At 66.7% G+C, this 26521-nt stretch carries 29 protein-coding genes and 5 pseudogenes; 16 read left to right on the top strand and 18 right to left on the bottom strand.

Annotated elements, in window-relative coordinates:
* On the bottom strand, window positions 1-287 hold a 287-nt coding region (locus WA944_RS02730), incomplete at its 3' end, for an SCO6745 family protein (RefSeq protein ID WP_526646238.1).
* 77 nt (window positions 288-364) lie between these two features.
* On the opposite strand from WA944_RS02730, the gene WA944_RS02725 reads away from it, so the two are divergent.
* On the top strand, window positions 365-649 hold the full coding sequence (locus WA944_RS02725) for a DUF4333 domain-containing protein (protein WP_526370833.1): 285 nt from the start codon (window positions 365-367) through the stop codon (window positions 647-649).
* Between the two features lie 2 nt (window positions 650-651).
* A complete protein-coding gene (locus WA944_RS02720) occupies window positions 652-894 on the top strand; it encodes a hypothetical protein (protein WP_526370835.1) in 243 nt (80 codons plus the stop codon).
* Here the strand turns inward: WA944_RS02720 and WA944_RS02715 are convergent.
* From WA944_RS02715 to WA944_RS02705, 3 genes are all read right to left on the bottom strand, one after another.
* Window positions 876-1607 carry a FadR/GntR family transcriptional regulator gene (locus WA944_RS02715; RefSeq protein ID WP_526370837.1) on the bottom strand — a complete coding sequence of 244 codons (732 nt, stop codon included), beginning with the start codon at window positions 1605-1607 and terminating at the stop codon, window positions 876-878. The two genes, WA944_RS02720 and WA944_RS02715, sit on opposite strands and share 19 nt — an antisense overlap.
* Before the next feature lie 93 nt (window positions 1608-1700).
* Window positions 1701-2183, bottom strand: coding sequence for an RDD family protein (locus WA944_RS02710; protein ID WP_526370839.1), 483 nt, complete (start codon window positions 2181-2183; stop codon window positions 1701-1703).
* 96 nt (window positions 2184-2279) lie between these two features.
* On the bottom strand, window positions 2280-3131 hold the full coding sequence (locus WA944_RS02705; RefSeq protein ID WP_526646236.1) for a DoxX family protein: 852 nt from the start codon (window positions 3129-3131) through the stop codon (window positions 2280-2282).
* A gap of 99 nt (window positions 3132-3230) precedes the next feature.
* Here WA944_RS02705 and WA944_RS02700 point away from each other — a divergent pair.
* A pseudogene (locus WA944_RS02700) lies at window positions 3231-4059 on the top strand (enoyl-CoA hydratase/isomerase family protein).
* 86 nt (window positions 4060-4145) lie between these two features.
* Window positions 4146-4424, top strand: coding sequence for a GlsB/YeaQ/YmgE family stress response membrane protein (locus WA944_RS02695; RefSeq protein WP_526370394.1), 279 nt, complete (start codon window positions 4146-4148; stop codon window positions 4422-4424).
* 43 nt (window positions 4425-4467) lie between these two features.
* On the opposite strand, the gene WA944_RS02690 is transcribed toward WA944_RS02695, so the two are convergent.
* The 4 genes from WA944_RS02690 to WA944_RS02675 all read right to left on the bottom strand — a co-directional run bounded on the left by WA944_RS02690 (window position 4468) and on the right by WA944_RS02675 (window position 8503).
* Window positions 4468-5325 carry an ABC transporter permease gene (locus WA944_RS02690; protein WP_526370396.1) on the bottom strand — a complete coding sequence of 286 codons (858 nt, stop codon included), beginning with the start codon at window positions 5323-5325 and terminating at the stop codon, window positions 4468-4470.
* The gene (locus WA944_RS02685) at window positions 5322-6197 is read right to left on the bottom strand and encodes an ABC transporter permease (protein ID WP_526370398.1); all 876 of its coding nucleotides are present in this window, start codon (window positions 6195-6197) and stop codon (window positions 5322-5324) included. Before WA944_RS02685 ends, WA944_RS02690 begins: the two co-directional genes overlap by 4 nt.
* 3 nt (window positions 6198-6200) lie before the next feature.
* Complete coding sequence (locus tag WA944_RS02680) at window positions 6201-7394, bottom strand: polyamine ABC transporter substrate-binding protein (RefSeq protein ID WP_526370400.1); 1194 nt, start codon at window positions 7392-7394, stop codon at window positions 6201-6203.
* Window positions 7395-7462: 68 nt separating this feature from the next.
* Window positions 7463-8503 carry an ABC transporter ATP-binding protein gene (locus tag WA944_RS02675; protein WP_526370402.1) on the bottom strand — a complete coding sequence of 347 codons (1041 nt, stop codon included), beginning with the start codon at window positions 8501-8503 and terminating at the stop codon, window positions 7463-7465.
* 467 nt (window positions 8504-8970) lie between these two features.
* Between WA944_RS02675 and WA944_RS02670 the strand changes: the two genes are divergently transcribed.
* The gene (locus tag WA944_RS02670; RefSeq protein WP_526370404.1) at window positions 8971-9420 is read left to right on the top strand and encodes a type II toxin-antitoxin system Rv0910 family toxin; all 450 of its coding nucleotides are present in this window, start codon (window positions 8971-8973) and stop codon (window positions 9418-9420) included.
* Between the two features lie 2 nt (window positions 9421-9422).
* Here WA944_RS02670 and WA944_RS02665 read toward each other — a convergent pair whose 3' ends face one another.
* From WA944_RS02665 to WA944_RS02650, 4 genes and pseudogenes are all read right to left on the bottom strand, one after another.
* Entirely contained in the window at window positions 9423-10898 is a 1476-nt protein-coding gene (locus WA944_RS02665) for an MFS transporter (RefSeq protein ID WP_526370405.1), read from the bottom strand.
* Window positions 10899-10940: 42 nt separating this feature from the next.
* Window positions 10941-11159: a P1 family peptidase gene (locus WA944_RS02660; RefSeq protein ID WP_526646234.1), complete on the bottom strand. Its 219-nt coding sequence runs from the start codon at window positions 11157-11159 to the stop codon at window positions 10941-10943.
* A 73-nt stretch (window positions 11160-11232) separates the two neighbouring features.
* Window positions 11233-11466, bottom strand: a pseudogene (locus tag WA944_RS02655) (P1 family peptidase); the annotation flags it as partial.
* Entirely contained in the window at window positions 11427-12038 is a 612-nt protein-coding gene (locus WA944_RS02650; RefSeq protein WP_526646240.1) for a P1 family peptidase, read from the bottom strand. The gene WA944_RS02650 and the pseudogene WA944_RS02655, both read right to left, overlap by 40 nt.
* A 12-nt stretch (window positions 12039-12050) precedes the next feature.
* Between WA944_RS02650 and WA944_RS02645 the strand changes: the two genes are divergently transcribed.
* The 4 genes and pseudogenes from WA944_RS02645 to WA944_RS02630 all read left to right on the top strand — a co-directional run bounded on the left by WA944_RS02645 (window position 12051) and on the right by WA944_RS02630 (window position 14759).
* The gene (locus tag WA944_RS02645) at window positions 12051-12530 is read left to right on the top strand and encodes a TspO/MBR family protein (protein WP_526370409.1); all 480 of its coding nucleotides are present in this window, start codon (window positions 12051-12053) and stop codon (window positions 12528-12530) included.
* Between the two features lie 93 nt (window positions 12531-12623).
* Window positions 12624-13211 (top strand): TetR/AcrR family transcriptional regulator, encoded by a 588-nt coding sequence (locus tag WA944_RS02640; RefSeq protein ID WP_526370411.1) that lies wholly within the window; start codon window positions 12624-12626, stop codon window positions 13209-13211.
* Between the two features lie 28 nt (window positions 13212-13239).
* Window positions 13240-13943, top strand: a pseudogene (locus WA944_RS02635) (SDR family NAD(P)-dependent oxidoreductase).
* A 45-nt stretch (window positions 13944-13988) separates the two neighbouring features.
* The gene (locus WA944_RS02630) at window positions 13989-14759 is read left to right on the top strand and encodes an acyl-CoA thioesterase domain-containing protein (protein WP_526370416.1); all 771 of its coding nucleotides are present in this window, start codon (window positions 13989-13991) and stop codon (window positions 14757-14759) included.
* Here the strand turns inward: WA944_RS02630 and WA944_RS02625 are convergent, their stop codons facing one another.
* Window positions 14760-15023: a hypothetical protein gene (locus WA944_RS02625; RefSeq protein ID WP_526370418.1), complete on the bottom strand. Its 264-nt coding sequence runs from the start codon at window positions 15021-15023 to the stop codon at window positions 14760-14762. It lies immediately after the preceding gene.
* A 131-nt stretch (window positions 15024-15154) separates the two neighbouring features.
* On the opposite strand from WA944_RS02625, the pseudogene WA944_RS02620 reads away from it, so the two are divergent.
* Together WA944_RS02620 and WA944_RS02615 are read left to right on the top strand one after the other, a co-directional pair.
* A pseudogene (locus tag WA944_RS02620) lies at window positions 15155-16168 on the top strand (ankyrin repeat domain-containing protein); the annotation flags it as partial.
* Window positions 16169-16233: 65 nt separating this feature from the next.
* Window positions 16234-17058 carry an alpha/beta fold hydrolase gene (locus WA944_RS02615; protein WP_526369266.1) on the top strand — a complete coding sequence of 275 codons (825 nt, stop codon included), beginning with the start codon at window positions 16234-16236 and terminating at the stop codon, window positions 17056-17058.
* An 11-nt stretch (window positions 17059-17069) separates the two neighbouring features.
* Here the strand turns inward: WA944_RS02615 and WA944_RS02610 are convergent.
* Window positions 17070-17482: pseudogene (locus tag WA944_RS02610) on the bottom strand (nuclear transport factor 2 family protein).
* A 234-nt stretch (window positions 17483-17716) separates the two neighbouring features.
* Between WA944_RS02610 and WA944_RS02605 the strand changes: the two are divergent.
* Together WA944_RS02605 and WA944_RS02600 are read left to right on the top strand one after the other, a co-directional pair.
* Window positions 17717-18199, top strand: a complete 483-nt coding sequence (locus WA944_RS02605; protein WP_526611784.1) for a DoxX family protein — start codon at window positions 17717-17719, stop codon at window positions 18197-18199.
* Between the two features lie 154 nt (window positions 18200-18353).
* A complete protein-coding gene (locus tag WA944_RS02600; RefSeq protein ID WP_526369270.1) occupies window positions 18354-19751 on the top strand; it encodes a hypothetical protein in 1398 nt (465 codons plus the stop codon).
* Window positions 19752-19765: 14 nt separating this feature from the next.
* Here WA944_RS02600 and WA944_RS02595 read toward each other — a convergent pair whose 3' ends face one another.
* Window positions 19766-20011, bottom strand: a complete 246-nt coding sequence (locus tag WA944_RS02595; protein WP_526369272.1) for a hypothetical protein — start codon at window positions 20009-20011, stop codon at window positions 19766-19768.
* A 70-nt stretch (window positions 20012-20081) separates the two neighbouring features.
* Window positions 20082-21440, bottom strand: coding sequence for a magnesium transporter (gene mgtE, locus WA944_RS02590; RefSeq protein ID WP_526369286.1), 1359 nt, complete (start codon window positions 21438-21440; stop codon window positions 20082-20084).
* A 162-nt stretch (window positions 21441-21602) separates the two neighbouring features.
* Here mgtE and WA944_RS02585 point away from each other — a divergent pair, with 162 nt between their 5' ends.
* The 3 genes from WA944_RS02585 (at window position 21603) to WA944_RS02575 (ending at window position 25146) form a co-directional block, all read left to right on the top strand.
* The gene (locus WA944_RS02585; RefSeq protein WP_526369274.1) at window positions 21603-23231 is read left to right on the top strand and encodes a cation:proton antiporter domain-containing protein; all 1629 of its coding nucleotides are present in this window, start codon (window positions 21603-21605) and stop codon (window positions 23229-23231) included.
* Between the two features lie 193 nt (window positions 23232-23424).
* Window positions 23425-23940, top strand: coding sequence for a hypothetical protein (locus WA944_RS02580; protein WP_526369276.1), 516 nt, complete (start codon window positions 23425-23427; stop codon window positions 23938-23940).
* Between the two features lie 696 nt (window positions 23941-24636).
* Window positions 24637-25146, top strand: a complete 510-nt coding sequence (locus WA944_RS02575) for a nitroreductase family deazaflavin-dependent oxidoreductase (protein ID WP_526369278.1) — start codon at window positions 24637-24639, stop codon at window positions 25144-25146.
* Window positions 25147-25365: 219 nt separating this feature from the next.
* On the opposite strand, the gene WA944_RS02570 is transcribed toward WA944_RS02575, so the two are convergent.
* Window positions 25366-25653, bottom strand: a complete 288-nt coding sequence (locus WA944_RS02570; RefSeq protein ID WP_526369280.1) for a type II toxin-antitoxin system RelE family toxin — start codon at window positions 25651-25653, stop codon at window positions 25366-25368.
* The gene (locus tag WA944_RS02565) at window positions 25650-25934 is read right to left on the bottom strand and encodes a type II toxin-antitoxin system Phd/YefM family antitoxin (RefSeq protein ID WP_526369282.1); all 285 of its coding nucleotides are present in this window, start codon (window positions 25932-25934) and stop codon (window positions 25650-25652) included. Before WA944_RS02565 ends, WA944_RS02570 begins: the two co-directional genes overlap by 4 nt.
* Window positions 25935-26521 lie beyond the last annotated feature (587 nt).

The raw sequence follows: 26521 nt of genomic DNA, 5'->3' as shown, positions 1-26521 counted from the left end.
GCCGACTGCTCGCGGGCGCGCAGCGCGTCGGCGGGCGGCGCGACGTCCCAGGCAGCCGGCAGGGCCTTGGCGACCCGTTCCGGGGTGAAGTTGTAGAACGCGGCGGTGACGACCGTGGCGGGAACCGGCCCGAACGGGGCTGAGCGAGCTGCGAAGTATCCCATCCAGAAACCCCGATAGCCCAGTTCGTCAAGGGCCGATCTGGCTTCTGGGGCAAAGTAAGTCACGGCGTGCACCGGTTCGATGCGGTCGAACAGCCGGCGCGCGAGGAGCGGTTTTCTGTCCACACTCGCAGTCAATCATGTGGGTGCGAAGCGGTCTGCTAGGGTCCCCTGCAAACTTCCCAGTGGTGACAGGACAGCACATGAGGAAGGTGATCGGCGCGACAGCTGCGGTGGCAGCAACGTGTGGTGTCATCGTCGCGTGCGCCTTCTCCGCCCCCGAGGTCGTTCCCAGGGTGGCCGGCACGGATTTGCAGTCCGACATCGCCGCTCGCCTCGCCAGCGCGGGGGAGCGGCTGCAGTCGGTCACGTGCCGGGACGACCTGATCGGGGAAGTGGGCCAGACCGCGCGGTGTGACGTCGTGATCAGCCCGACCAACAGCTTCGCGCCGCTGGTCACCGTGACCGGCGTCGTGTCGCGGGCCTGAGGATGGATTTTGACCTGATCCCGGTGTTGAGCAGGGCTGAGGTCGAGGGGCTGTTGTTGGACGAACTGGCCGCTGACCGCGCCAGGCGGCCCGATTCGGCGGTGTGCGCGGGTGATCTCCAGGGCCGGCACGGGACCAGCGTGGACTGCGCAGTGGTCGCAGGTCCGGCCCGTGCGGATTTCACAGTGATCGTCACAGCCGTGGCCGGGAGCACGATCGAGTACAGCTACTGGGAGCGGGGCTGAAGAACCGCCGGGGCGTCGTCGGCGAACGCCTCGGCGGCCTCTTCGATGATCGCGCGCATCGCCTGTTCGGCCGCCGCCTCGTTCCCCAACCTGATGGCGCGCGCGACCTCGTCGTGTAGTTCGATCGCCTTCGGGTTGGGCGTGGTGGGCATCATCCCGTGATGGGTGCGACCGCTGAGCAACTCGGCGACCACGCCGTTGAGCGCCCTGAACATCTCGTTGCCGCTGGCTTCGAGCAGGGTCCGGTGAAAGATCTTGTCGGCCAGCAGATATGCCTCAAGGTTCCCCGAGCGGCCGTTGACGACCATGTCCGAGACCGCCGCTGCCATGATCCGGCACTGGTGCGGATCGGCCCGCCGAGCCGCCAGCACCGCCGCGGCCGGCTCGAATCCCTTGCGAAGCTCGGAGAGCGACAACAGCACAGCTGCGCGGTCCCCGGACTCCAATCGCCAACGAATCAGCGTCGGGTCGAAGACGTTCCATCGGTGCGCGGGCTGGATGGTGATACCGACGCGGCGGCGGGACTCGACCATGCCCATCGATTCCAGCACGCGGATCGCCTCGCGGGCGACGCTGCGTGACATGCCGTGCTCAGCACTGACACCGTCGAGCGTGATCACCTGGCCCGCCGGGTACTCGCCGGACACGATGGCCGTGCCCAGCGCGGTCAACAGGCTGTTGTGCAGCGCCCCGCCGTGAGGTTCCGGTTGCACGCATACATCTTGTCATACAGTTTGCTGGACGAGATAAGGCAGACGTTTTCGTGATGCAGATGCAATGGTATGACTTAACCGCGTCGGGCCGCCTCAGTCTTTGACGACCTGGGTGCCGCCCGCAAACTCGTCGTGTTTGCCCTGCTTGGTGGGACTGCCGTTGATGGTGATCGCAATGACGACGATGGCCACGACACCCAGCAGGCCACCGATGAAGGGCACGATCGGCAGCAACGTCCACGAGTTCCGGATCGCGGACTGAGCGGCGGTCGGCTTGGTCGCCCCTCCTGGTCCGTGCACTCGCAGACCCAGCAGTTTCTTGCCCGGCGTCCACCCTTGCGTCACCTCGAACGCGAGGTAGTAGACGAACGTCAACGCCCCGGTGAACAGGCCGGTGACCCAGATGTTGGACGCCATTCCGAGCACATACACGACGATGCCGCCGACGATCGCGACCATCACTCCGTCGATCACCCGAGCGGCGAAACGCAGGCCGAGTCCACCGGGCTGCTGTGCACCGCCGTGGGGATAGGAGCCGGGAAATTGTCCTGGTTGGGGCGGGTAGTCGCTGGTCATGGGAGTCCGCTCTCTGTGTGGATGCAGGGATGCGTCCTCACCGTATCGACCAGCCCACTCCGGGGGAGGCGATATGCGCCGAAGTCAGACGGCCGGTCAGCGCTTCCGGCTCTTCTTCTTCGCCTCGGCCTCGGCGGTTTCGGCAAGCTCGGCGGCGCGTTCGCGGGCCACCTCAGCGCGGTGACGTGCCAGTTCGGCCCACTCGCCGCTGCGGCCGCGGGCCACCTCGGCCAACTCGGGTGCGCGGTCGCGGGCCACTTCTGCGAGCTCGCCGCCGCGTGTCCTCGCGGCCACCGCCAGCTCGCCACCGCGGTCGCGGGCCACCTCGGCCCATTCGTTGGCCAGCTCGCCGCCGCGCTCGCGAGCCACGTGAGCCAGTTTGCTGCCACGCTCAGCACCCATGTGGAGGCCGTGGCCGACCTTCTCGGCGAGCTGACTGTCGGCCAGAGCGCTTCCGGATCCGTGGCCGGCGGGAAGCGCTGAGGACACGGCGTCGGACATCTTGCGCGCCGCACGGCGTCCGCGCCATCCGAGCGACGGCCTGCCCTCAGTGTCGAGAGCCGCGATGATGAGTCCGCCGATCAGGCTGACGTCGGTGACGAACGCTCGACGCTCATCGGCTTTTCGTTGGGGATCGGATTCGTTCCAGAACGCGTGTCCGCCAAGGGAACCGGGAACCACGCTGAGCGCCAGGGCGGCCGATGCCACCCGGGGCAGTTTGCCCGTCGCAAGGAGGAGTCCTCCACCGATCTGCACCGCCGCGCTGACCCGAGCCACCGTCTCGGCATCCGACGGCACGTTCGTGCCGACCGGATCCGGTAGTTTACTGAGTTCCTCGAGAGTCTGGCGGGTTGCATCCGCTGCGGGCCTGGGGCTTCGAAGGGCCTCGACGCCACGCGAGATGAACACTGCTGAGAGCATGGGGCGAGCAACACGTCGGATCAACATGACGGCTGTGTTCCCGCGGTCATGGTGCGGCAAACCCGGCACCTTCAGTCCGGCTTCGACCTGCTCCTCCGCCCGCGGTTGAGGCGCTAGGTTCGCGTAATGAGTGACCTGACCGTCGCCGTCGCCGTCGCCGGTGGCGTGGCGCTGTTGACCCTGAACAGGCCGGAGCGGCGCAACGCCTACACCACGGCGATGGGCGCCCAGCTCAGCCAGGCCTACCGGCAGTGCGACGCTGCCGACGACGTCCGCGCGATCGTGCTGACCGGCGCGGGGGATGCGTTCTGCGCGGGCGCCGACTTCGCCGCGGCGACCAACCCGTTCCACGCCGAATCCGCGGTCGGCGGTTTCACGGCGTCACCCATCGACCCCGCCGCGTTCGAACTGCGGAAACCGGTGCTTGCCGCCATCAACGGCCACGCCATCGGGATCGGGCTGACGATCGCGCTTCAGGCCGACCTCCGGATCATGGCGACCGACGCCAAATATGCTGTCGCACAGGTGCGTCGCGGTGTGGTTCCGGATTGTATGGCGCACTGGACGCTGCCACATCTGGTCGGCGGTACGGTCGCCGCCGACCTGCTGCTGACCGGGCCGACCTTCGACGGAGCGGAAGCCGCCGCGATGGGCATCGCCACCCGCACGCTGCCCGCGGCCGAAGTGCTCGACCACACGATGTCGATCGCCCGCGACATCGCCGTCAACGTCGCGCCGATGTCGGTGGCGCTGACCAAGCGGTTGCTCTGGGACACGATGAAAGGGTTACGGCCCCCGCGAGGTGGCGGCGCTGGAGACCGAGATGCACCGGTGGGTGATGGGAACCGCCGATTCGCTCGAGGGGGTGGCTGCGTTCCTGCAGCGGCGCGAGCCCCGGTGGACGTCGTCGGTGTCGCGGGACTGGCCGTCGGTGTCCGACCCGCGCCAGGACTGAGCGGTCCGGGGATTGGGGCCGGCGATAACGGGTAGAGCGACTCAGACAGCGGAAAGTCCGCTGGCACGACCCGTGAGGAGTACGAGATGCTTTGGACGATCCTCGGAGCCATCGTCGTCGGGCTGATTGTGGGAGGTCTCGCCCGACTGATCATGCCCGGAAAGCAGAACATCGGGGTCATCATGACCGTGGCGCTCGGCGCCCTCGGGTCCTTCCTGGGCTCCTGGGTGACCTATCAATTCGGGTACCCCAACGAAAACGGCGGTTTCGAGATCATCCCGTTCTTGGTCGGCATCATCATCGCGATCGTGTTGATCGCGATCTACCTCGGTGTCACCGGACGGCGCAGCACCGCCGCTCGCTAGCACCGCGCGTGGGCGCGTCCTGACCCCAATCCGCCGGAACGGGTCAGCCGGCGAACCTCTTGCGTCGGTACAACGTGCCCACCGCCAACAGCAGCAGGCTGACCACCAGGATGGCGGTGGCCAGCACGTTGATCTGCGGCGGCACCGCCGCTTTGACCGCCGCGTTGACGTAGAGGGGGTAGGTGACGGTCGACCCGCTGACGAAATAGGTGATGATGAAGTCGTCCAGTGACAACGCGAACGACAGCATCGCCGCCGCGACGATGCCGGGCACGATCAGCGGCAGCGTCACCTTGAAGAACGTCCGCGCCGGACCCGCGCCCAGATCCAGCGAGGCGTCCTCCAGGGTCCAGTCGAAGCCGCGGACCCGGGCACGCACCGTCATCGCGATGAAACTGACCTCGAAGGCGATGTGCGCGATCAGGATCGTGGTGTAGCCGGCCGGCCAGCTGAGGTCGAGGAACAGGGTCAGCAGCGCCGCACCCATCACCACCTCGGGGGCCGTCAGCGGCAGGATCAGGAACGTGTCGACCGCTCGCTGTCCGCGCCAGCGCTGGCGCACCAGCGCCACCGCCACCAGCGTGCCCAGCACCAGGGCCACCGCGGTGGACACCGCGGCGACGTTGAGGCTCAGTTTCAGTGCGTCGGTCAGGGGCGGGTACTTGAACGGGTCCGCCCAGTTGTCCAGCGTGAAGCCTTCCCAGCTGTAGTTGAATCTGCCGACGGGCTTGTTGAACGAGAACAAGATGATCACGAAGATCGGCAGGAACAGATACAACAGCACCAACCCGGCAACGATGCGCAGCAGCACGTCACCCCAATTGCGCCGTGACTTCAGCCTCTTCGGGCGGGGTTCCTGCTGTGCGGCGGTGGCGACCGCGGCGCCTGCCTGAGTCGTCATACCAGGTCCTCCGTGCCCAGCGCCCTGGCGTAGAGCAGCACCCCGACGAGGATCGTGACCATCAACCCGAGGCTGAGCGCTGCAGCGGCAGGGTAGTCCTTGACGACGAGGAACTGTTTCTGGATGACATTGCCGATCATCGTCGTCTGGGTACTCCCGAGATAGTCGGCGTTGATGAAATCGCCCACCGACGGGATGAACACCAGCATGCTGCCGGCGAGCACGCCCGGCATCGACAGCGGCAGGATCACCTTGCGGAAACTCCGTGGCGTCGACGAGTAGAGGTCCTTGGACGCCTCGAGCAGCCGTGGATCGATCTTCTCGAGGCTGACGTACAACGGCAGGATCATGAAGATGATCCAGTTGTAGGTCAGCCCACCGATGACCGCCCAGCTCGTGGACAGCAGGCGCCCTTCGTCAGGAAGCAGGCCGATGGTGCCCAGCGCGGTGACGAGCCAGCCGTCGTCGGCCAGGATCGTCTTCCAGGCGAGCGTGCGGATCAGGAACGTCACGAAGAACGGCAGGATGACAAGGCCGAGGATCAGGTTCTTGAAGCGACCCGCCTTGAACGCGATGACGTATGCCAGCGGGAACGCCAGCACCAGGCACAGCAGGGTGGCCGCGAACGCGTAGCCGAAGGACCGGAAGATCTGCTCGCGGTACTCGGTGAACGCGTCACCGAAGTTGCCGATGTCCCAGGCGAACGTCAGCGTCGGCATGAACACCGACCCGCCGGTCTCCGACAACGATGTGCGCGCCAGCGAGACGAACGGCACCACGAAGAAGATGCCGAGGTACGCGAGCGCCGGCAGGACCATCAGATACGGGGCGATCTTGCTCCGCTGCCGACTGCTGGTGGCGACACCGGCCATGTGTCAGCCGCCGGTGACGGCGGCGTACGCGGTGTTGTACTCCTGCGTCTGCTCGTCGGTCAACGCCGCCCAGCCCTTCGACTTCGCCAGCACGTCCTCGGGGGGGTTGATCAGCGGGTTGCGGGCGGCCTCGGGATCGATCTTCTCCAGTTCCTCGGTCATGCCCGAGAGCACCGGCACGTACTGGACGTAGGAGACCAGTTTGGCGTAGTTGACCCGGTCATAGACGTAGTTGATCCACGCCTCGGCGGCCTTCTGGTTCTGGGTGGTGTAGGGGATGACCATCGTGTCGACGAAGGTGGTCGCGCCCGTTTCGGGGACGATGAACTGCAGATCGGGGTTGTCGGCCTGCAGCTGTACCACATCGCCCGAATAGGCCTGTCCGACAGCGATGTTGCCGGCCGCCAGATCGTCGGCGTAGTCGTTGCCGGTGAACCTGCGGATCTGGCCCTGGTCGTTCTGTTCGCGCACCAGGTCGATGGCCTGCTGCACGCTCTCGGTGGTCGGGTTCTCCGGGGTGTTCCCCTGCGAGAGCATGATCATCCCGAGGCCGTCCTGCGCGTCGGAGAACAGGCTGACCCGACCCCGGAACGCGGGATCCCACAGGTCGTCGATCGTCGAGATGTCGCGGCCGGTGGCGGCGCGGTTGTAGGCGAGCCCGACGAGGCCGGACATGTACGGCGCGCTGAACTGACGACCCGGGTCGACGCTGGCCTCCAGCAGGTCGGGGCGGATGTTCTTCTTGTTGGGCACGCCTTCGTCGCTGATGTCGTTGAGCCAGCCGAGTTGGTGCAGTCGCACCGCCAGGAACGTGGTCGGGATCGCCAGGTCCGCGCCGATGTCCTGCTTTCGCGACAACGGCTCCCGGTTCTTGGCGAACCACTGCTCGTTGTCGTTGAAGTCTTCCTTGTAGTCGACGGTGATCCCCGACGCCGTCTGGAAGTCGGCGATGAACCCGTCTGCCATGTACAGCGGCCAGTTCGAGATGCGCAGCGTGCCGCTGGCGGGACCACCGTCGTCGGTGGGGGCGCTGGAGGTGCCGCTGTCCGATCCGCAGGCGGTCAGAAACGACGAGCCCAGGGTCAGCGCGGTCGCGGCCGCGGCCCCACCGCCGATGAAACGCCGTCGAGAGGTCCGGCTCGAGGTCAGCCGCGCGAGCAGCGCGGGATCGGCAGGGAAGGGAAGATCACGGGACATGGCAACTGTGCCTTTCGTCGGCTCCGATGGGGGACGGGGTCACGCCGGACCGGCCGGCGGGGGGAGCGTCAGGAGTCGTCGAGCATCTCCTCGAGATCCTCGGTGGTCGGGATGTCGGCGCCGGGCAGCACCAGTGAGGCGTCCGGAGCCCAGCACACGTAGACCTCGTCGCCCGGACGCAGCAGCGGCAAATCCTGTTCCGGTCCGACGTGGGCGATGATCTCCGAGTCGTCCGGTGCTGCCAGCAACAGCCGCACCACCGGCCCCTGGAAGGTCAGGTCGCGTACCGTGGCCCGGACGCCGGCCACATCGCCGGTCGGCGCGTCGATCGACACCCGCACCCGCTCCGGGCGGACCATCAACGCGGCGTGGCCGCCGGGCTCGATGGTGGTGTCACCCGGACGGGCCTTCAGCGTCGAGCCGAGGACCTCGACCTCCACGAACTCACGGTTGGCGCGCCCTGTCTGGCGCCCCGACCAGAGGTTGGCCTGGCCGATGAAGCTCGCGACGAACACCGTGGAGGGCCGGTCGTAGATCTCGGTCGGGGTGCCGATCTGGTCGACGTTGCCGGCGTTCATCACCGCGATCCGGTCGCTCATCGTGAGCGCTTCCTCTTGGTCGTGGGTCACGTAGACGAACGTGATCCCGACTTCGCGCTGGATGCGCTTGAGCTCGAACTGCATGGCGTGGCGCAACTTGAGGTCCAGCGCGCCGAGCGGTTCGTCAAGCAGCAGCGCACTGGGGTAGTTGACCAGAGCACGAGCCAGGGCGACTCGCTGCTGCTGGCCGCCGGAGAGCTGGGCGGGCTTACGCTCCGCGAAATCGCTCAGGCGCACGATCTCGAGGAGTTCGTCGACGCGCTTGCGGACCTCTGCCGAGTTCAATTTCGCGGACTTCTTGCGACTCCGCGGCCCATAGGCGACGTTGTCCCACACGGTCATGTGCGGGAAGAGCGCGTAGTGCTGAAACACCGTGTTGACGTTGCGCTTGTTCGGCGGGGTTCGGGACACATCCGCGCCCTCGAGCCGGATGGCGCCCTCGGTCGGCGTCTCGAAGCCAGCGATCATCCGCAGCGTCGTGGTCTTGCCGCACCCCGACGGTCCGAGCATGGAGAAGAACTCCCCGGACGCGATCGAGAAGTCCGCGTCGGCAACCGCGACGTAGTCGTCGAAGCGTTTGGTGACGTGGTCGATCTCGATGACGGGACCGCCCTTGGCGTGGGTGGCCTCCGATCCCGCCGTGTGGTCTACAGCGGTGGTGTGTGTGCCGGTCAGCGCAGGTCCTCCTCAGGTGCAGCCGCAGGGGCTGTCGATAAACCTTCGCGGATCGGACGGACCTTCGCAAGCGATTCCGCAACGAATTTACAAAAACACAATGGAATCCCTCGCTGCGTCGGGCCGATCGCATGAGAATCCGCGACGTCCGCGCACGGTGCTGTCGCCGGAACGGAGATCCGCCGGCACAGTGATCGTGATCTCTTCAGTGTCGCAGCCGACGGGCTCGCCACGCGCCGGAATTCGGCGGCCCGGTCGGCTAGCCGTTTAACTGGGTCATCGTGTGGGGTAATGAGTAGTGCATGGCTTCAGTCGACGTGGCAGTTTCTTCCGAACTCACTCCCGAACGCGCGTGGGAGCTCGCCTCGGATCTCCGGCGCTTCGACGAATGGTTGACCATTTTCGGCGGTTGGAAGAGCGAGGTCCCCGCAGTCATCGACGTCGACACCCAGGTCTCGTCGCTGATCAAGGTCAAGGGATTCCGCAACGTCATCCACTGGCGCGTCACCAGGTACGACGAGCCCAAGGAGATCGAACTGCTCGGCAACGGCCGCGGTGGTGTCTGCATCACGCTGACGATGCAGGTCGAACCGGGCGGCCGGGACGACCCCGGCGGTGTCGACGGGTCGACATTCCGGGTCATCGCCGAGCTGTCCGGCGGACTGCTGAACACGCCCGTCCGCGGGGTGGTCGCCAGGGTCATCAAGGGGGACGTGCGCCGGTCGGTGTGCAACCTGGCCGAGCTGCGCTGACGTCACCCCCACTCGTGGTTCATCGCGCGCGATTCGTAGCGGGCCTCCGGCGATTCGACGGTGGGTGAGCGCTGTCGAGACAACGCGATCAGCACCATCGCCAGTGCGGCGGTGATGGCTCCGGCGACGAAGATGGCGACGAAGCTGCTCTCCATCGGGGTCCCCGCCAGGGTCGTCCGGCTCAGCAGGACCGCGACCAAGGCGGCCGCGGTGGAGCTACCGACTGTGCGGGCGATTGCGTTCATGCTGGTGGCAACCCCGGTCTCACCGGCTGCGACCTCGCCGACCACCAGTGCGGGCAGTGCCCCGTAGCCCAGGCTGATGTAGGCGTTGGCCAGGATGTTCGCGGTGATCACCTGCCACGGTGACGTGTGCGCGAACGCGATGAACAGAAAGCCGGTGATCCCCGCCATCGCAGCGACCACCAGAACCGGCCGGGCGCCGAACCGGTCGATGAAGCGGCCGCTCAACAACGCGACCACGAAGCCGGTGACCGCGCCGGGAAGCAGATAGATCACGCTCGCCTCGAGCACCGTGGCACCGAATCCGTAGCCCGCCACATCCCGTGGGATCTGCACGAACTGGGTGAGGCCCAGGAATGCGAAGTACAGACCCATGCCGACGCAGATGGTCGCTAGGTTGGTGAACAGCATCGTGCGCCGCGACAGCATCCGGGTCGAGACCAGTGGCCGTGCGGTGCGCTTCTCCCATACCCACCACCCGACGAGTACGACGACCCCACCGACCGCGCTGAGGACCGTCCGCGGCGAGGCCCACCCCCACGAGGTTCCCTGGGTGATCGCCAGCAGCAGCGCCGACAGTCCCGCTGCCAGGCCCAGCGCACCCAGCCAGTCGATCGTGCCGGTGGTGCTGCGTGGGCGGTCCGGGACCACGACCACCACGATGACCAGGACGAGCACCGTGAACGCCGTGGTGAGCCAGAAGACGCGGTGGTACCCCGGGTCGCCGCTCATCAGTAGGCCCACCACCACCAGGCCGGTGCCCCCGCCGAATCCCAGCGTGCCGGACAGCACCGCCATCGCCGATCCCATCCTGTCCTGCCTGATCTCTTCGCGCAGGATCGCGATGCTGATCGGGTACAGCGCAAACGATGCCGCCTGCAGCACCCGGGCCAGGATCAGCAGCGGAAGTGATGCGGTGGTGGCGGCCAACAGGGAACCGGCCAGCACGACAGCCAGCACGATGAGCAGCACCCGCTTCTTGCGGTGCAGGTCGGCCAGGCGCCCGATCAGCGGGGTCGCTGCGGCGGCAGCCAGCAGGTTGGCCGTCACCACCCAGCTGACCGCCACCGTCGACGCGCCCAGCTGGTCGGCGATCACCCCGAGCACCGGGACCACCGCGGTCTGCAGCACCGCCACGGTGAGCACCACCACGCTCAGGCCGACGACCAGGAAGCGCGGCGCCTTGATCGGCGGGTCGACAAGGCGGCCGGACGTGCCGGTGCCCGTCTCGCGCACGTCCGCTCCGATCGTTAGTCCATCTTGGTTTCCTGACGATTATCACGTCTGACCGAGCAGTGCCGACAACCGGTCGAGGGGTAGCCGCGGAGAGCGGTGCCCGTCGCGCCCGATCATGTCGGCGTTGACGACCAGCGCGTTGAGAACCGCCTCCTCCACGCTCTGCACGACCGCGGTGTAGAGGTCGTCCATCCGACCCCAGGGTACGAAAGCAATGGTGCCGAGCTCGTCGCCGTTCGACCGGCCCGAGAGGGAAGGCACTGGCCAGGTCGGGGACGTCGGCGGTCGAGAAGGCCAGAAAGATGTCACCGGAGAAGTGACTGCCGGTGGTGCCGGTGCGCGCCAGCCCCAACGGGACCCGTCGTGCCAGCGCTTTGCACTGGCCGGGAAGCAGCGGTGCGTCCGTCGCGACGATCACGATGACCGAGCCCGCCCCCGGCGGTGCGCCGGTGAGGTCCCGCTCGAACCAGTCACCGTCGAGCGGGTTGTCCTCGAGCAGGCGCGGTCCGACGTGGTGACCTGCGGCCGTCAGCTCGGCGCGCGATCCGAAGTTCGCCTGTACGAACACCGCGACGGTGAAGGTCGGGCGCCGTAGGGCACCAGTCGGGACGCGGTACCGTTGCCGCCTTTGAAGTCGTAGCAGTTCATCCCGGTGCCTCCGCCCGCCGACCCCTCGGGCACCGGCCCTGCGGTCGCGCTGTCGAGCGCAGCTTCGACGTGCTCGGGGCGGACATGGTCGCCGTTGATGTCATTGAGGTAGCCGTCCCACGTCTCGGTACAGACCGGCAGCAGCCACTGACGCGCCAACTGTGGGACGACCCGGTTCCCCCAGCGCACCACGCCGGTGTGAGCGGCCCCGACAGCATGGGTATTCGACAGCACGACAGGAAGATTGAATGATCCCGCCTCGTCGATCCATGTGGTGCCCGTCATCTCACCGTTGCCGTTGAGGGAGAACCAGCCGGCGGCGCAGGGTTCCCCGACGCCGCCGCGCCCCCGCGGCAGGATGGCCGTCACCCCGGTTCGCACCGGCCCTTGTCCGACCACCAGCGGGCCGTCACCTTCGATCAGGGTCGTCATCCCGACCTCGACACCTGCGACATCGGTGACGGCGTTGAGCGGACCGGGTGTGCCCGGCAGCGGAATGCCCAGGTGTCGACCCTCGCAAAGACCGCCGGGGCGGCATTCGCCGCAGCCGGCCTCGGAGCCCTGGCCACCACACCTGCGGTCCAGTCGCCGTGGTATGACCGGCTGAAGAAGCCCGATTTCCAGCCGCCCCGACTGGCCTTTCCCATCGCGTGGAACATTCTCTACAGCGACATCGCCGTCGTGTCCGCCTCGACGATCGACACGTTGAACGACCGCGGAGAAACCGAGCAGGCGCGGGCGTACACCCGTGCGTTGGCCGCCAATCTGGTGCTCAACGCCGGCTGGAGCTGGATCTTCTTCAATCGCAAGCGGTTGGGTGCGGCTGCGGTGGGTGCAGGTCTGCTGACCGCCAGCAGTGTGGACCTGGCGCGCCGGGCGGCCGCGGTGAACACCCCTGCCGGTGCGGCGCTGACCGCGTATCCCGTGTGGTGCGCGTTTGCGACGACGGTCCTGTCGACGCGGATATGGCAGCTCAACCGCTGAGGACCAGCGAGGTGGCCTCGGACTGGCCCGGTTGCTTTACGATCGGCTAGTCGCGTACTTTACGTTCGTAAAGTAAATCGACGGGAGTGGGCCGTGAGCACCATCGCGGCGCAGGCACACCCGGCGTCGGATACCCGTGCCCGGCTGATCCACGTCGCCGTCGGCCTGTTCACCCGGCACAGCTACGCCGGCACCTCCCTGCAGATGATCGCCGACCACCTCGGGTTCACCAAAGCAGCGATCTATCACCACTTCCGGACCCGTGAGCAGCTGTTGCTCGCGGTGCTCGAGCCTGTGATGGAGGAACTGGCGGAAGTGATCGACGCTGCGGAGGCCAAACGTTCGGTGTCCGCCAGAGCGGATCGGATGTTGACCGGATACGCAGCGCTGGCGGTGCGGAACCGGGGTCTGGTGGGGGTGCTCGCCGCCGACCCCAGCGTCGCGGAAGCACTCGATGCGCACAGTGACTGGACGCGGTTGATCGCACGCCAGCTGTCTCTTCTCTCCGATGTCGATCCCGGGCCGGCGGGCAGGGTCAAGGCGGCGATGGTGTTCGCGGGCCTGGCTGCCGCGGCGGGTCCGTTGTCGGCCGAGCTGAACGACGACGAATTGCAGTCCTATCTCGTCGACGCAGCGCGACGAACGCTGGGTCTGCGCATCCGGCGGCCGCGCCAAGCATGAGAAGTGGTTACTCAGAGAGGAAATCGGGATAAAGACTGCAGTGGTCACCGGGGGCGGCTCGGGCATCGGGCGGGCGGTGGTGCAGCGGTTGCGGGCCGACGGACACCACGTCGCGAGCATCGACCTCAGCCCGTCCGACGATGAGCACGCTCATGTCGCCGACGTGACCGACCGCGTTCAGGTGGATGCTGCGCTGAGCGCGATCCGTGCGCAATCGGGCGAACCGGTGTCGATCCTGGTGAACGCCGCGGGCCTGGACGGGTTCGAGAAGTTCACCGACATCACCTTCGCCGAATGGCAGCGCGTGGTGGAAGTGAACCTCAACGGGGTGTTCCACTGCATCCAGGCGGCACTGCCCGACATGATCGCCACGGGCTGGGGCCGGATCGTCAACATCTCGTCGTCGAGCACCCACTCGGGGACGCCCTACATGACGCATTACGTGGCCGCCAAGTCCGCGGTCAACGGGCTGAGCAAGTCTCTCGCGCTGGAGTACGGCCCGGCCGGCATCACCGTCAACGCCGTTCCGCCCGGCTTCATCGACACCCCGATGCTGCGCGGTGCGCAGGCGCGCGGTCTACTTGGAGAGTGCAGGCAACCATCGACGCCACGCCGGTGCGGCGGATGGGCCGCCCCGAGGACATCGCGGCAGCCTGCGCATTCCTCGTCTCGGAAGAAGCCGGTTACATCACCGGCCAGATCCTCGGGGTCAATGGCGGCAGGAACACCTGAGTGACGGTAGAACCGGCACATTTCACGCAGGTCGACGGCGGTTTCATGCCCACCCGATTCGCGCAGAGCCACTGGGGTGACGATCACCTCAACGGTCCGGCGATCGTCGGGTTGGCGGCCCGCGGTCTCGAGATCGCTTGTGGGTCAACGGAGTTGCGACCGGCTCGATTGACGGTGGACCTGTTCCGCGCGGCGCGGAACGTGCTCACTACCTTGGACATCACAGTCGTGCGCGACGGCCGTAGGGTCCGGGCGGCGGAGTGTGACGTCGTGCAGAACGGGCGCGTCACGGCCAGGGCGACGTTGGTGCAGTACCGGCCGTCGACTGCGCCGCCGGGAAATCTGTGGAAGTCGGCGACCAGCTTTCCGGAGCCACCGCCGACCGACGGCACCGTTCTGCCGTCCGTGGGTAGCGACGATGCCGGATGGACCCGCTCGCCGAGCGAGCACCAAAACGACTCACGAAAGCGCTTCTACAACGACGGCATCAGTGTTGTTGCGGGGGAGAGCAACTCACCGTTCACCCGGGCGGCGATGGTGGCAGAGGCGACCAGCCTGGTGACCAACCTCGGCAGCGCCGGCGTCGGATACATCAACGGTGACCTGACCGTGGCGCTCTCGCGTCTTCCTGTCGACGACTGGATCGGCATCCAGGCTGACTCGCATCACGCCGACGAGGGCATTGCTGTCGGCACCGCCACGCTGTTCGACAGCCTGGGCGCGTTCGGTGCGGGAACGACGACTGCGATCGCGCACCCGGACGCTCAGATCGACTTCTCGACCAGGGAATTCCGCTCCGGAATCAACTACGAGTAGCTACACGCAACCGCTCACGCTGATGCGCCGCCCGAAGTCTGCGCACACCGTGACATCCGCCGGAGGTGGCGGTGGTGGCGGCGGAGGAGGCGCGGCGGTGTCGTAGTCCTGCGGCAGCGGGACGTACTCGGAAGGCGGCGGGACCCACGGCGCGATGGCGTCGGCGATGCTGCCGCACGCGTTCACCGAGACGTGGCGACCCCCGACCGACCCGCACACGTCAGCCGAGGCCTCGGGTGGTTGCGGCACCGCGTAGAGCCCCATGGTCACCAGGCAGAGCCCGACCGGTCCGACGATGCGCATCACCCACACGTCCGGGATCGTACCGCGCCAGCACTGTTGATCCGGTGGATGTCGGCAGACGTACACTCGTTGCGGTCACGAAGGGGGCTGCTATGACCAGCACGCTGCCCGACAATGCCTCGCTGGGCCCCTTGCGCGAGGAGGTGCGCACCCTGCACCGGCAGGTGAGCGAGGGAGACGTCGCCGGGACAGGGTTCGTCCGCAGGCACCACCCGGGTCCGGACCTCGCACTGGCGGATCGATCCGGTCCGTTCTCGTTGGATGACGCAGAGTTGACGGTCGCACGGAGCTACGGCTTCTCCGATTGGGCGTCCGTCGTCCACTATCTGGGGATCGTCGCCGACCTCGCCGTCGACCCGAGCCGAGTAGACGCCGACACCCTTGCCGCGCCGGACCGGTTCTGTGCGCTTTCGGTGCTGGGCTACACCGACGACGACGCACCGCAACGGCGGGCTGCCGCAGCCGAGATGGCCGCCGCTGAACCGGACCTCGTCACACAGCATGTGTGGGCTGCCGCGGCAGCCGCGGATCCGTTGGCGCTCAGCACCCATCTGGCCGGCCAGCGTGACCTGGCGACGACCACGGGCGGGCCGTACGGCTGGGTGCCGCTGATGTACCTGTGCTACTCCCGTGTCGAACTCGGCCGGACCCGAAGTCAAGTCCTCGCTGCGGCAACGCTGTTGCTGCAGGCCGGTGCCGATCCCAATGCCGGGTACCTGTGGCGTGGGATGTCGACGCCGTTCACCGCCCTCGCCGGAGCGTTCGGGGAAGGCGAGTTGGGGCCCCGCCGCCAGCCGCGCCACCCCTACGCGCCGGAACTGGCCACGCTGCTGCTCGAATGGGGCGCCCACCCGGTCGACCAACAAGCGCTCTACAACCGGATGTTCCGCCCCGACGACTCGCACCTGAAGTTGCTGTTCGGCCACGGACTGGCAGACGCCGGTCCCAGCCCGTGGGAGCTGCGGCTCGGCGAGGCCATTCCGACCCGGGAACAGATGTGGCACACCCAGATCAGCTGGGCGACCGAGCACGGATACTCCCGGCGACTCGCTCTGCTGGCGCGCCACGGAATCGTCGGTTACGGCGCGCGCGATCACCCGCAGAGCGGGTAACATCCGGCCCGAGAAGCGATCCCGTGAGCCGCGGTTGCCCCGGAGCGAGAAGAGCCACGATGCCGACAGTGATTACCGACGATGGTGTGGAGATCTTCTACAAGGATTGGGGTTCGGGTCAGCCGATCGTCTTCAGCCACGGGTGGCCGCTGTCATCTGACGACTGGGACGCCCAGCTGATGTTCTTCCTCGACAAGGGCTACCGGGTGGTGGCCCACGACCGGCGCGGTCACGGCCGTTCCACCCAGGTCGCCGACGGCCACGACATGGATCACTACGCCGATGATCTCGCCACTGTGGTCAGGCACCTGGAGTTGCGGGATGCGGTGCACGTCGGACACTCCACCGGAGGCGGGGAGGTGGTTCGATTCCTGGCCCGCCACGGGGAGGGGCGCGCCGCCAAGGCCGTGCTGATCGCCGCAGTGCCCCCGCTGATGGTGCAGACCGAGGCCAACCCGGGCGGGCTGCCCAAGGCGGTGTTCGACGACTTCCAGACCCAGGTGGCCACCAACCGCTCCGGTTTCTACCGCGCGGTTCCCGAAGGCCCGTTCTACGGCTTCAACCGCGACGGCGTCGAACCCGTCGAAGCGCATATCGCCAACTGGTGGCGTCAGGGCGTGATGGGTGGCGCCAAGGCGCACTACGACGGCGTCGTGGCGTTCTCCCAGACGGATTTCACCGAGGATCTGAAGAGAATTCAGCTACCGGTGCTGGTCATGCACGGCGACGACGACCAGGTGGTTCCGTACGACGATTCCGGGCCGCTGTCCGCGCAGTTGCTGCCCAACGGAACCCTGAAGACCTACAACGGGTTTCCGCACGGAATGCCGACGACTCATGCCGATGTGATCAACCGCGACCTTCTGGAGTTCATCCGGTCCTGAGGTCGCCGGCGTCAGCGCCTGCGCTGGTCGGCTTCGAGGGCCTCGCGCTGAATTCGTTCGAACTGGGCGCCCATCGCCTCGGCCAACACCGTCGCCCCTGACAGCGGGCGCACCATCACCATGAAGTCGTCGATCAGTCCGGCGTCGTCGACATGGAGGAAGTCGCACCCGGAGATCTGCTTGCCCGCCACCGTCGCCTCGAACATCAGGGCGTGGTCGCGGCCATTGCTGTCGGGGTGATCGCGCGGACATAGCGGAAGTCCTCGAACACCCGCATCACGGCGCGCAGGATCGCCGCTGTCATGGGTTTTCCCGGGTAGGGCTTAAAGGCCACCGGGCTGCTGGTGAACACGACATCATCGGCCAACAACGCTTCGATGGCGGCTTCGTCGCGGGTTTCGACCGCCTTGCGGAACGGATGCATCACACACCTCATGTCTGGTCCTGGGCGGTCGAGTTCGCCGCACGTCGTCACACGGTATCGCTGTTGTCCGGACGCGGAGCCCAACGCCGACGCTGCATGCACCCGAGGACTGTGCTGGTCGACGGTGGCTGCCCCCAGAGTGCTTGCCAGTGGGGCGGATAGCGGTTTGCGGGTCGGCCGTGGCATCACGGACGTAGCCCCCCGTCCGGCGACCGATTGCCATAGCGTGGCGATATGGCACGCATCGCGAGCGCCCCGACAACGGGCAACTATGCATCTGTCGGATTGTTCGTGTTCCGGGTAGTGGCGAGGTTGTTGTTCACGCTGCATGGAACGGTGAAGCTCTTCGGCTGGCCGCCGGGAGCTGGCAGCACGGCGCAGTTCGGGGCGTGGCCGTCGTGGTGGGCGGGACTCATCGAGGCGGTCGCAGGATTGTTACTGATATCCGGATTGTTCACTCGTGCAGCGGCATTCATCGCTTCCGGCACGATGGCGGTGGCATACTTCTGGCGGCACCAACCCGACGGGCTGCTGCCCATCCAGAATGGTGGGGAATCGGCGGCGCTGTACTGCTTCGCGTTCCTGTTGCTGGCCCTTGCCGGCGGGGGAGCGTGGGCACTCGACAATCTGCTCGGACGGCGCAGCGCCTCCGCAGACCAGCCGCAGGACTCCGGACGGGGCCTCGAGAACGCCGGGGCCTCGAGAACGACGGCGTAGCCGGGCGCTGACGGATTCCTTTGCTGTGCGCGCCAGAATCAGGTGGGTTTCCGGATTGTTCCTGCTGATGGGGCGCGCATGCGACAATTGTGGTTCTGCTACGCAGCCAGGATGGCGACCAGGATCCAGTTCGGTGTGAGGGAAGGTTTCACTGATGCGGCGCTTACGCGGCGCGACCGGCGCGCTTGTGCTCTCGACCGCGCTCCTCGTGGGGGGCGCGGGCGGCGCCGTGGCTGCGGCGGACACCGGCGATACCGCCACCCGTAGCGGACAGGATCGAACCAGCTCGTCGGAGTCCTCCGGCACCGGCAGTCGTGAATCGGCCAAGACCACGTTGCGCGATGTCGTGCGCAGCGCCACGAGCGCTGTCGAGTCCCACCGCGATCGCGTCTTCGGGTCTGCCCGGGGTGCCGATCGCGTCAAAACCCGAGGCATAGACTCCGAGGACGATGCCGTGACGGCCGCCGAGGACGAAGCTGTGGCGGCCACCGATGAGGGCGCGGAATCGGCGCCCGTCATCGAGGACGTCGTCGCGGCCGAGGCAGAGCCTGCCGAGGGCAAACCGGCTGACGGGACCGCTGCGGCAACCACGGATCCGGCAGTGCCCGCATCCGACGATGTGGCGGACGTGGCGGCCGGGTCGGCGGAACCCGAGACCGAGGTCTCCGGTGGCGCGCACTCTGCCGGGCCGACAGCGGACAGCTCACCGGAACCGACCGGTTCCGGTTCGGCGTCCCCGTACGGACCGGCCGAAGAGCAGGAGTCGGCGGCGGTGGCCGCGCCCAGGCCGCTGATGCGCGTGTTCACGACGATGACGACGGTCGTGGTGTCTCTGGGCAGCGCCGCTGCCGCGGTGCCCCCGGTGGTCTTCTCGCTGCCCTTCTCGGAGACGCCGATCTCGGACGTCATCGCGCTGCTGGAGACCGTCATGGCTTCGGTGTCGGAGTCCGCGACCGCCGCCAGCCAGTTGCCCTCCGACCTCGCCGCTGACCTCGCCGCGCTGCTCGGTGTCGAGTCCATCGGCACCAATCCCGGGGTGATCGAAGGACCCTCCGAGAGTCGTCTCGAGATCCTTGCCGAGGGAATCACCGCGGTTCCCGACACGATGGCGCCGACGCCGCTGGCACTGCCGATGACCGCAGAGCTGCTGTTCGGCGACCCGACCGAGCCGTCGAGATCCGGAGCGTTGACGTCGACGGCCTTCAGCGCTGTCGCGGCCTCACCGGACACTGTGCCGTCGCCTCTCGCCGCGCGGATGGGTGAGCACCAGTCGCTGATCGATCGCGCGTTCGGCGCACTGCTGGTGCCACTGTCGCTGTGGGCATTGGCCACCGGCGCGCTTCCCGGGCTCGCCGGTCTGGTCGTGATGTTCGGCGCCGGTATCCGCGTCGGATACCGAAACGCCAAGGCAAGCTTTGCGATGCGGGTATCCGGCATCGCGCGCTTCGCGGGTACCGGGCCGCTGGGTGTGGTCCGGTCAGGCTCGCTCATCGCGCTGCACAGCGGGGCAGGTAGGGCCGATACCCAACGCGCCCTCCGCTCGGCCGCCTGAGCCGACGATCTGCCCTAGGACTTCTTCGGGCTGGAACGACCTCTGGCGGGTCGGCTCTTCTGGGCCGCATCCGATCCGCGGGTAGCCAGCCGTCCCAGCGTGGAGACGCCGGGAACGGACGACACGGCGGTGTAGACGTCGTTTCCGGTCGCGACCAGGGCCTCCAATTGAGGCAGTAGAGCATCCATGGTCCGGATCATCGGATCGGCGAGTGCGAGGTAGCGCTCCGCCTGTGGGCTCGGAACCTTCTGGCTCGCCATGGCGTCAACCATGCCGCACGCCGCCGGTCCGGTGGGTCGGTTGCCGCGATTTTCCGGTCGCATGCGGATATCAGATGCCCAGCACAGCCTTGGCGATGAGGAAGTAGATCAGCAGGCCGGTTGCGTCGACGAACGTCGTGATGAACGGATTGGAGAACACCGCGGGGTCGGCGCGGATCGTCCGCGCCAGCAGCGGCATCGCGCCGCCCACCGTGGCCGCCATCGTGCAGACACTGAGCAGCGTCAGCCCGATCACGGTGCCGAGCTGACGGTCATAGATGACGCTGGTGGCGGCGAACGCGACCGCCCCGAGGAGCAGTCCGAGTGACAGGCCCACCCGGAACTCCCGAAACAGCACCTTGAACAGATCGGACGGCTCGACGTCGCCGAGAGCGAGCGCGCGGGTCACCGTGGTGGCGGCCTGATTGCCTGTATTGCCGCCGGTGCCGATCAACAGCGGGACGAACAGGGCCAGCGCCACCACCTGGGACAGGGTGTCCTCGAAGACTTCCAGGACCTGGACGGTCAACGTGGCGCCGATGGCCAGAACCAGCAGCCACACCATCCGCGACCGGACCAGGCTGCCGACCGGCGCGGTCAGGTATGGACGCCGCAGAGGTTCCACGCCGCTGATTCGGGCCTGATCCTCCGACTCGGCGTCCTCAAGGATCTGCAGCGCATCGTCGACGGTCAGGATTCCGACGAGGCGGTTCTCGTTGTCCACCACAGGCAGCGCCAACACCTTGAGGTCGGCGCAGCGTCGCGCGGCAGCTTCGGCTTTGTCGGAGGCACGCACCCAGTGCGCCTGGTGCATCACCTCGGCGACGGTCGTGCCGGGCGGGGCGTTCAACAGGTCCCGCAGGCCGGCAGTGCCGATGAGCTTTCGGTGCTCGTCGGCGACCGGAAGCGTGTAGACGGTCTCGGCGTCGTCGAGGTGGCGTGTCACCCGTACCAGTGCCTCGGCGGTGGTCAGTTCGGGTCGCAGTGCTACGAACTCCGGACTCATCCGGCGGCCGATGGACTTCAGCGGGTAGCCGAGGATGCCGGCTGTCTTCTCCCGTTCCTCCGGCGGTAGTCCTTTGAGGAGTCGGCGCGCGACGGTGGCCGGAAGCTCGTCGAGCAGCTCCACCCGGTCGTCGGGGTCCAACTCGGCGAACAGCGCCGCGACGGTGTCGTCCTGCAAAGCCCCGACCAGATCGCGCTGCAGGCTCGCATCCAACCTCTCGAACACCTCGAGGGCCTGGCCCTTGGGCAGCATCCGGTACAGCACAGCCTGGTGCTCGCTGTCGGATCGCTCGATCAGGTTCACCACATCGGCTGATGACAGCGTCTTGACCAGCTCGGTCAGTGGGGCCACCTCACCGTCGTCGATGGCACGATCCACTGCCCGGCTGACCGCTTCGCGCAGTTGTGCGTCGGCCTCGGTCACCGCGTACGGTCCAGACGTGGGGTGGGCGGTGACCAGCGTGGCTGCCGACTCGACATGCAGATCATTGAACACGATTGGATGCTTGGACCGTGACGTCGGCTGGGCGAGCCGGCCTCAAGGCCAATCGTCAAGTGCCGTAACCAATGAGCAAGGAGACCGCGGATGACAGCTGTCGCCATCTATCTCGTCATCACGTTCGGTCTCGGCGGTCTCGCCCTGGTGGCACGTCTGCCGCCGCTGGTCGGGTTCCTGGCAGCGGGGTTCGTCATCAACGCCGTCGGTGTCGAAGAACTGCCGCAACTGGACGTGTTGGCGGATCTTGGCGTCACGCTGTTGCTGTTCGCGATCGGTCTCAAGCTGGACGTGCGGATCCTGCTGCGCCGCGAGGTCTGGCTGACCACATCGGTGCACATGACGCTCAGCATCGTCCTCGGAGGTGCCGCCCTCTGGCTGGCTGCCGTGGCCGGAGTGGCGATGCTGGCGGGCCAGAGCATGCAGACGATCGCCCTGCTGGCCTTCGCGCTGTCGTTCTCGAGCACGGTCTTCGTGGTCAAGGTCCTCGAGGAGCGGGGCGAATCGCACGCGCTCTACGGTCGCGTCGCGATCGGCATCCTGGTGATGCAGGACATCATCGCCGTGCTGTTCCTGACCGCCACCAGCGGTCAGCTGCCCAGCCCGTGGGCGCTGGCACTGGTGGGTCTGTGGCCGCTCACCCGCGTCCTGCGCCGGATCTGGAGCCGGCTGGGACACGGAGAGATGCAGTCGCTGTTCGGCATCGTGATGGCCCTGGTGCCCGGGTATGCCTTGTTCTCCGCGCTCGGTTTGAAGGGTGACCTCGGCGCGTTGATCATCGGCGTGCTCCTGGCTTCTCATCCGGCTTCCTCCGAGCTCGCCCGATCGCTGTTCCACATCAAGGAACTGCTTCTCGTCGGGTTCTTCGTGTCCATCGGGTTGACCGGGCTGCCGGACCTGCCGACCATAGGCGTCGCTGCGCTGATGGTGCTGCTGCTGCCGTTCAAGGCGGCCTGGTACGTGCTGCTGCTGTCCCGACTGAAGCTGCGGTACCGCACCGCGCTGCTGTCCGGGCTGAGCCTGATGAACTACTCCGAGTTCGGGTTGATCGTGGTGTCGGTCGGCGTCTCGGTCGGGATGCTGGCAGAAGCCTGGCTGGTGGAGATGTCGATCGCGGTGGCCATGAGCTTTGTGGTGTCGGCATTGGTCAACGGCCGCGGGCACCTGATGGTCGAGAAGATCGCCGCCCGGCTCCCCACGCAGGACGAACACCAGCTGCATCCTGAGGAACGCCCCGGCGACGCCAGCGACGCCGAGGTGGTGGTGATCGGTATGGGCCGGGTCGGGTTCGCCGCGTACCAGCGGCTGACCGACCACTACGGGCTGCGGGTCGTCGGCGTCGACTACGACGGGCCCCGGATCGATCGTCTGGCAGCCGAGGGCCTGCGGGTCATCGAAGGTGACGCCACCGACCTGTACTTCTGGAATCAGCTCCGGCGTTCGGGATCGGTGCGCATCGCCGTGCTGGCGATGCCGCGTCACGGCGCCAACGTCACCGCGTTGGAATGCCTGCGCGAGTCGGGGTTCAGCGGCAAGGTCGCCGCGGTCGCGCGATACGACGACGAGGTGCAGTGGGCCAAGGATCACGGTGTCGGCATCGCGTTCAACGTGTATGCGGGCGCCGGGCTTGAGTTGGCCGACCAGGTCGCCGAGGGTTCCGCCCCCGGCTACCTCGAAGTCGACGGCGACGACGATGCCGCAACAGGCAACATGACCTGACGCCGAGGCGGAGCGAGAATCTTCGGGCGTGATGATTGGTTGGGCCGGTTGGAAAGTCGGGGGAGTCGATCGGTGGCGGGTATGGTCGGCCCATGAACGCGACGCCGTTCACCGGGTCCGACCCTGTCACGGTGGGCCGTGCGGCGCTCGAGCAGGCGAACTGGGCGCAGGCACGCGCCTGTTTGAACAGGCGGTGGCTTGCGGGGATGCCGCTGAGGCGTGGGAGGGCCTGAGTCGCGCTGCATGGTGGCAGGGCGATCAGGACGTGGTGTTCGTCGCGCGCGAGCGGGCGTATCGCTGCTATCAACAGCGAGCGGACGCGTGCAGTGCGGCGCGGATGGCGATGTGGCTGGCCTCGGATCATCTGGACTTCCTGGGTGATGACGCGGTGGCTACCGCGTGGCTGAGACGGGCGCGGTCGCTCACCGGAGATCTCGCGCCGTGCCCCGAGCAGGGTTACAACCTGCTGCTGGAGGCAGACATCGCGTTGCTCTGTGAGTCGGACCCGGCAACCGCGATGACAAAGGCGCGCGAGGCGGTCGAATTGGCGGGCCGAATTCCGGACGTCGGCGTGGAAGTCGTCGGCTTGGCGATACTGGGAAGTGCGCTCGTCGCACTCGGTGCGGTGGAGGAGGGGCTGCAGCGCCTCGACGAGTGCGCGACACTGGCTGTCGCCGAGGACTTCTCGGAGATCGCCGCGCCGGGCTAGTCGATCCAGCTGCCGGTCACATGTGCGGCGCGGTTCACAAACTTGGTAGGCAGCCAATGGTGCGACCCAGTAGCCCGCGTAGTGTGTCCAAGTTCGTCGACAATTGCTAGGAGAGCTTCAACAGCGGAGCAAGGAGAGCTTTGGGAAGGGGTGTTGCAGCCAAGGCCTCCCGGCTATCGAATTCGTCACAGTGACGAAATAGTGCGGTCAATGCCCGTGCGGCGGCGGGGATAGGTCCGGCCGACCGTCGAGCGCGACCTGGTGCATGGCGGGCTTCCGAACGAAAGCTGGTCGTATCGCCGGCGCGGAAGCGTTACGAGATGCGGCATCCTGTAATGCAAAAGCGTGGATAGCTTTGGTTGCACACTGGCGATCGAACCGGGCAAAGAGTTGGCGATCAACCGCAAGCGACATCGCGTCGGACGCTCAGAGGTGCGGGCCGTCGCTTGCAGTTGATGCAACCCGCATCGGGTGACTGGTAGCGGTGCGTGCTCAATGGGTGCGAGTTCTGTGTAGCGGAGCTGTAGTGGTTTGGGGTCTGTCGCCGGCTGCTCAGCGAAATACCGATAACCGCCGTACTCGAATCCGCCGTACTCGTCAGCAGGAGCATCGGCGATTGGACCCACTCAAAGCTACGGCTGGAACTGTTACCCGGATTCTGTTTGCTGTTCGGTTCGGCACCGTTACGATTCCACCATGCCGATCCCGCCTGTCGATCCAACCAGCGACAGCGCCGGCGTCGTCAAGAGCGTCATTGGAAAGGTCGCCGCGTCGCCGGGCGGGCAGTGGTTTCTACGACACATCTCGCCGCGAGTAGATCCCACGCTGATGCGAATCACGCGCGGTCGGCTGAGTTCCCTAGGCACTTGGCCGCGCAGCGTTCTGCTGTCCCATACGGGTGCCAAGTCGGGAATCGAGCGAGCCACGCCTCTGATCTACTTCACCGACGGTGACCGCGTGATTCTGGTCGCGTCGAACTACGGCGGGACCCGGCATCCAGCGTGGTATCACAACGTCATGGCAAATCCCACTGTGACACTGTGCGGGGGTGGGTTCGAAGGGCGATTCGTCGGTGAGGAAGTTACCGGCGCTGAACGTGACCGCCTGTGGGCGCTGGCCAAGCAATGGAACCCTGGCTACAACCAGTACGAAGCATCCTCTGGAGACCGAGGGATTCCTCTGCTGGCGCTCAAACCAACCGGCTAGACCGGCCCTACAGGACGTTGGAAACACGCATGACAACGCGGGTTCGCGATTGCAAGTTTGCCACCCCCTACCCATTCACTCGGGCGCCGGCGCACATGGTGACTCGCATTCAATTACACAGGGCCACAACACAACTCGCAACTGGTAGCGGTGCGTGCTCGACAGGTGCGAGTTGCAAGGAGTGCCACAGCCGACGGGTCGCCATCCGGTCGACAGCGGTTATGGCCGGTAGACGTCAGCGCGGTGGTCCACTCGGACGATGAAGACGATGCGAGCAGCGTCGTCGATTCGATAGAGCACGCGGTAGGGCCCGCGACGGGCACTGAAGAGACCGGCCAGGTCATCTCGTAGGGGCTTGCCGACCCGGCGTGGCTCACGGGCTAGATCGCCGAAGGTGAACTCGACGACGGCCGACAGCACGCGAGGCGGAATCGTGTTGAGACTGCGTCGCGCTGCGGCGGTGAAACGAACCTCGAAGGCCGCGGATGGCCCTTCGGGATCTGTCACGGGTTGTGCTGTCGCGGAACGCCGAACTCAGAGCGGATCTCGCCTTCGCCGTACGTTCGACCTGCGGCGATGTCGGCATCCGCCTCGGCGATCGCGTCCCTGATGCCGGGTTGCGACAGCCAGTACAGGGTTTCTTGCAACGATTCCCACTCTTCGAAACCGATCAGCACCGCGGCCGGTGAACCGTTCTTGGTGATCGTCACCTGGTCTCTCGTCAGCGTGACGGCATCGACGAACTCGTTGAGTTTGTCCTTGAGCTTCGAGATCGGCAGGATCTGCATCCTGCCAGTATAGGCTGTGATTTGGCCCGATGACAGGGCTAAATTAAGGCTTTAACTGGTAAAGGTGCGCGTTACGAGGTGCGAGTTGGATGGTCAGCTGTCTGGTCGCTCCAGGGCTAAACGTCCGGGCAAGGTGGAACAAGTGGGGTTGACCCCTGGAGGTGGACATCTGATCGCGGGACTGCTGGTCCTGCGGGGAGGATGTTCCCGTGTCGGGAAACCGCAAGAAGTACACACCGGAGTATCGCGAGCAGGCCGTGCGTCTGGTCGTCGATACCGGACGCCCGATCGCGCACTGTCGTTTGCCATGAGCTTGGGACCAGTTTGACCTGATTTTGCCAGGGTGATGGGACCACCTGGATTGCCAGTTATGGGACCACCGGCGCGTTGCGTCGGTGGTCTCTTCGTTTGCCCGTGCGATCGTCGTGACAGTTCACGTCAACGGAGGTGCGGGCATGGCTTTAGGGAGGTCAGTGTGAATGAGATCAGGGAAGTGCTCAGAGTGTGGTTGGGGGTGGCGGGGCTGCCGGCACCGGGGTACCGCAGGATCGCCGCGCATTGCGGCCTGGACCGCAAAACCGTGCGCC

Origin of the sequence: Mycobacterium sp. (genome assembly GCF_049683355.1) — a bacterium.
Taxonomy (GTDB): domain Bacteria; phylum Actinomycetota; class Actinomycetes; order Mycobacteriales; family Mycobacteriaceae; genus Mycobacterium.
Note: the sequence above shows the minus strand (reverse complement) of the source record. Positions and strands in the feature narration are given on the sequence as shown.

What these genes read in the sequence shown, in the direction of transcription:
- WA944_RS02725 (WP_526370833.1), top strand. Translation starts at nt 365, where the DNA reads ATGAGGAAGGTGATCGGCGCGACAGCTGCGGTGGCAGCAACGTGTGGT.
- WA944_RS02720 (WP_526370835.1), top strand. Translation starts at nt 652, where the DNA reads ATGGATTTTGACCTGATCCCGGTGTTGAGCAGGGCTGAGGTCGAGGGG.
- WA944_RS02710 (WP_526370839.1), bottom strand. Translation starts at nt 2,183, where the DNA reads ATGACCAGCGACTACCCGCCCCAACCAGGACAATTTCCCGGCTCCTAT.
- WA944_RS02705 (WP_526646236.1), bottom strand. Translation starts at nt 3,131, where the DNA reads ATGTTGATCCGACGTGTTGCTCGCCCCATGCTCTCAGCAGTGTTCATC.
- WA944_RS02695 (WP_526370394.1), top strand. Translation starts at nt 4,146, where the DNA reads ATGCTTTGGACGATCCTCGGAGCCATCGTCGTCGGGCTGATTGTGGGA.
- WA944_RS02690 (WP_526370396.1), bottom strand. Translation starts at nt 5,325, where the DNA reads ATGACGACTCAGGCAGGCGCCGCGGTCGCCACCGCCGCACAGCAGGAA.
- WA944_RS02685 (WP_526370398.1), bottom strand. Translation starts at nt 6,197, where the DNA reads ATGGCCGGTGTCGCCACCAGCAGTCGGCAGCGGAGCAAGATCGCCCCG.
- WA944_RS02680 (WP_526370400.1), bottom strand. Translation starts at nt 7,394, where the DNA reads ATGTCCCGTGATCTTCCCTTCCCTGCCGATCCCGCGCTGCTCGCGCGG.
- WA944_RS02675 (WP_526370402.1), bottom strand. Translation starts at nt 8,503, where the DNA reads ATGCTCGGACCGTCGGGGTGCGGCAAGACCACGACGCTGCGGATGATC.
- WA944_RS02670 (WP_526370404.1), top strand. Translation starts at nt 8,971, where the DNA reads ATGGCTTCAGTCGACGTGGCAGTTTCTTCCGAACTCACTCCCGAACGC.
- WA944_RS02630 (WP_526370416.1), top strand. Translation starts at nt 13,989, where the DNA reads ATGCCCACCCGATTCGCGCAGAGCCACTGGGGTGACGATCACCTCAAC.
- WA944_RS02625 (WP_526370418.1), bottom strand. Translation starts at nt 15,023, where the DNA reads ATGGGGCTCTACGCGGTGCCGCAACCACCCGAGGCCTCGGCTGACGTG.
- WA944_RS02615 (WP_526369266.1), top strand. Translation starts at nt 16,234, where the DNA reads ATGCCGACAGTGATTACCGACGATGGTGTGGAGATCTTCTACAAGGAT.
- WA944_RS02605 (WP_526611784.1), top strand. Translation starts at nt 17,717, where the DNA reads ATGGCACGCATCGCGAGCGCCCCGACAACGGGCAACTATGCATCTGTC.
- WA944_RS02600 (WP_526369270.1), top strand. Translation starts at nt 18,354, where the DNA reads ATGCGGCGCTTACGCGGCGCGACCGGCGCGCTTGTGCTCTCGACCGCG.
- WA944_RS02595 (WP_526369272.1), bottom strand. Translation starts at nt 20,011, where the DNA reads ATGGCGAGCCAGAAGGTTCCGAGCCCACAGGCGGAGCGCTACCTCGCA.
- WA944_RS02585 (WP_526369274.1), top strand. Translation starts at nt 21,603, where the DNA reads ATGACAGCTGTCGCCATCTATCTCGTCATCACGTTCGGTCTCGGCGGT.
- WA944_RS02575 (WP_526369278.1), top strand. Translation starts at nt 24,637, where the DNA reads ATGCCGATCCCGCCTGTCGATCCAACCAGCGACAGCGCCGGCGTCGTC.
- WA944_RS02565 (WP_526369282.1), bottom strand. Translation starts at nt 25,934, where the DNA reads ATGCAGATCCTGCCGATCTCGAAGCTCAAGGACAAACTCAACGAGTTC.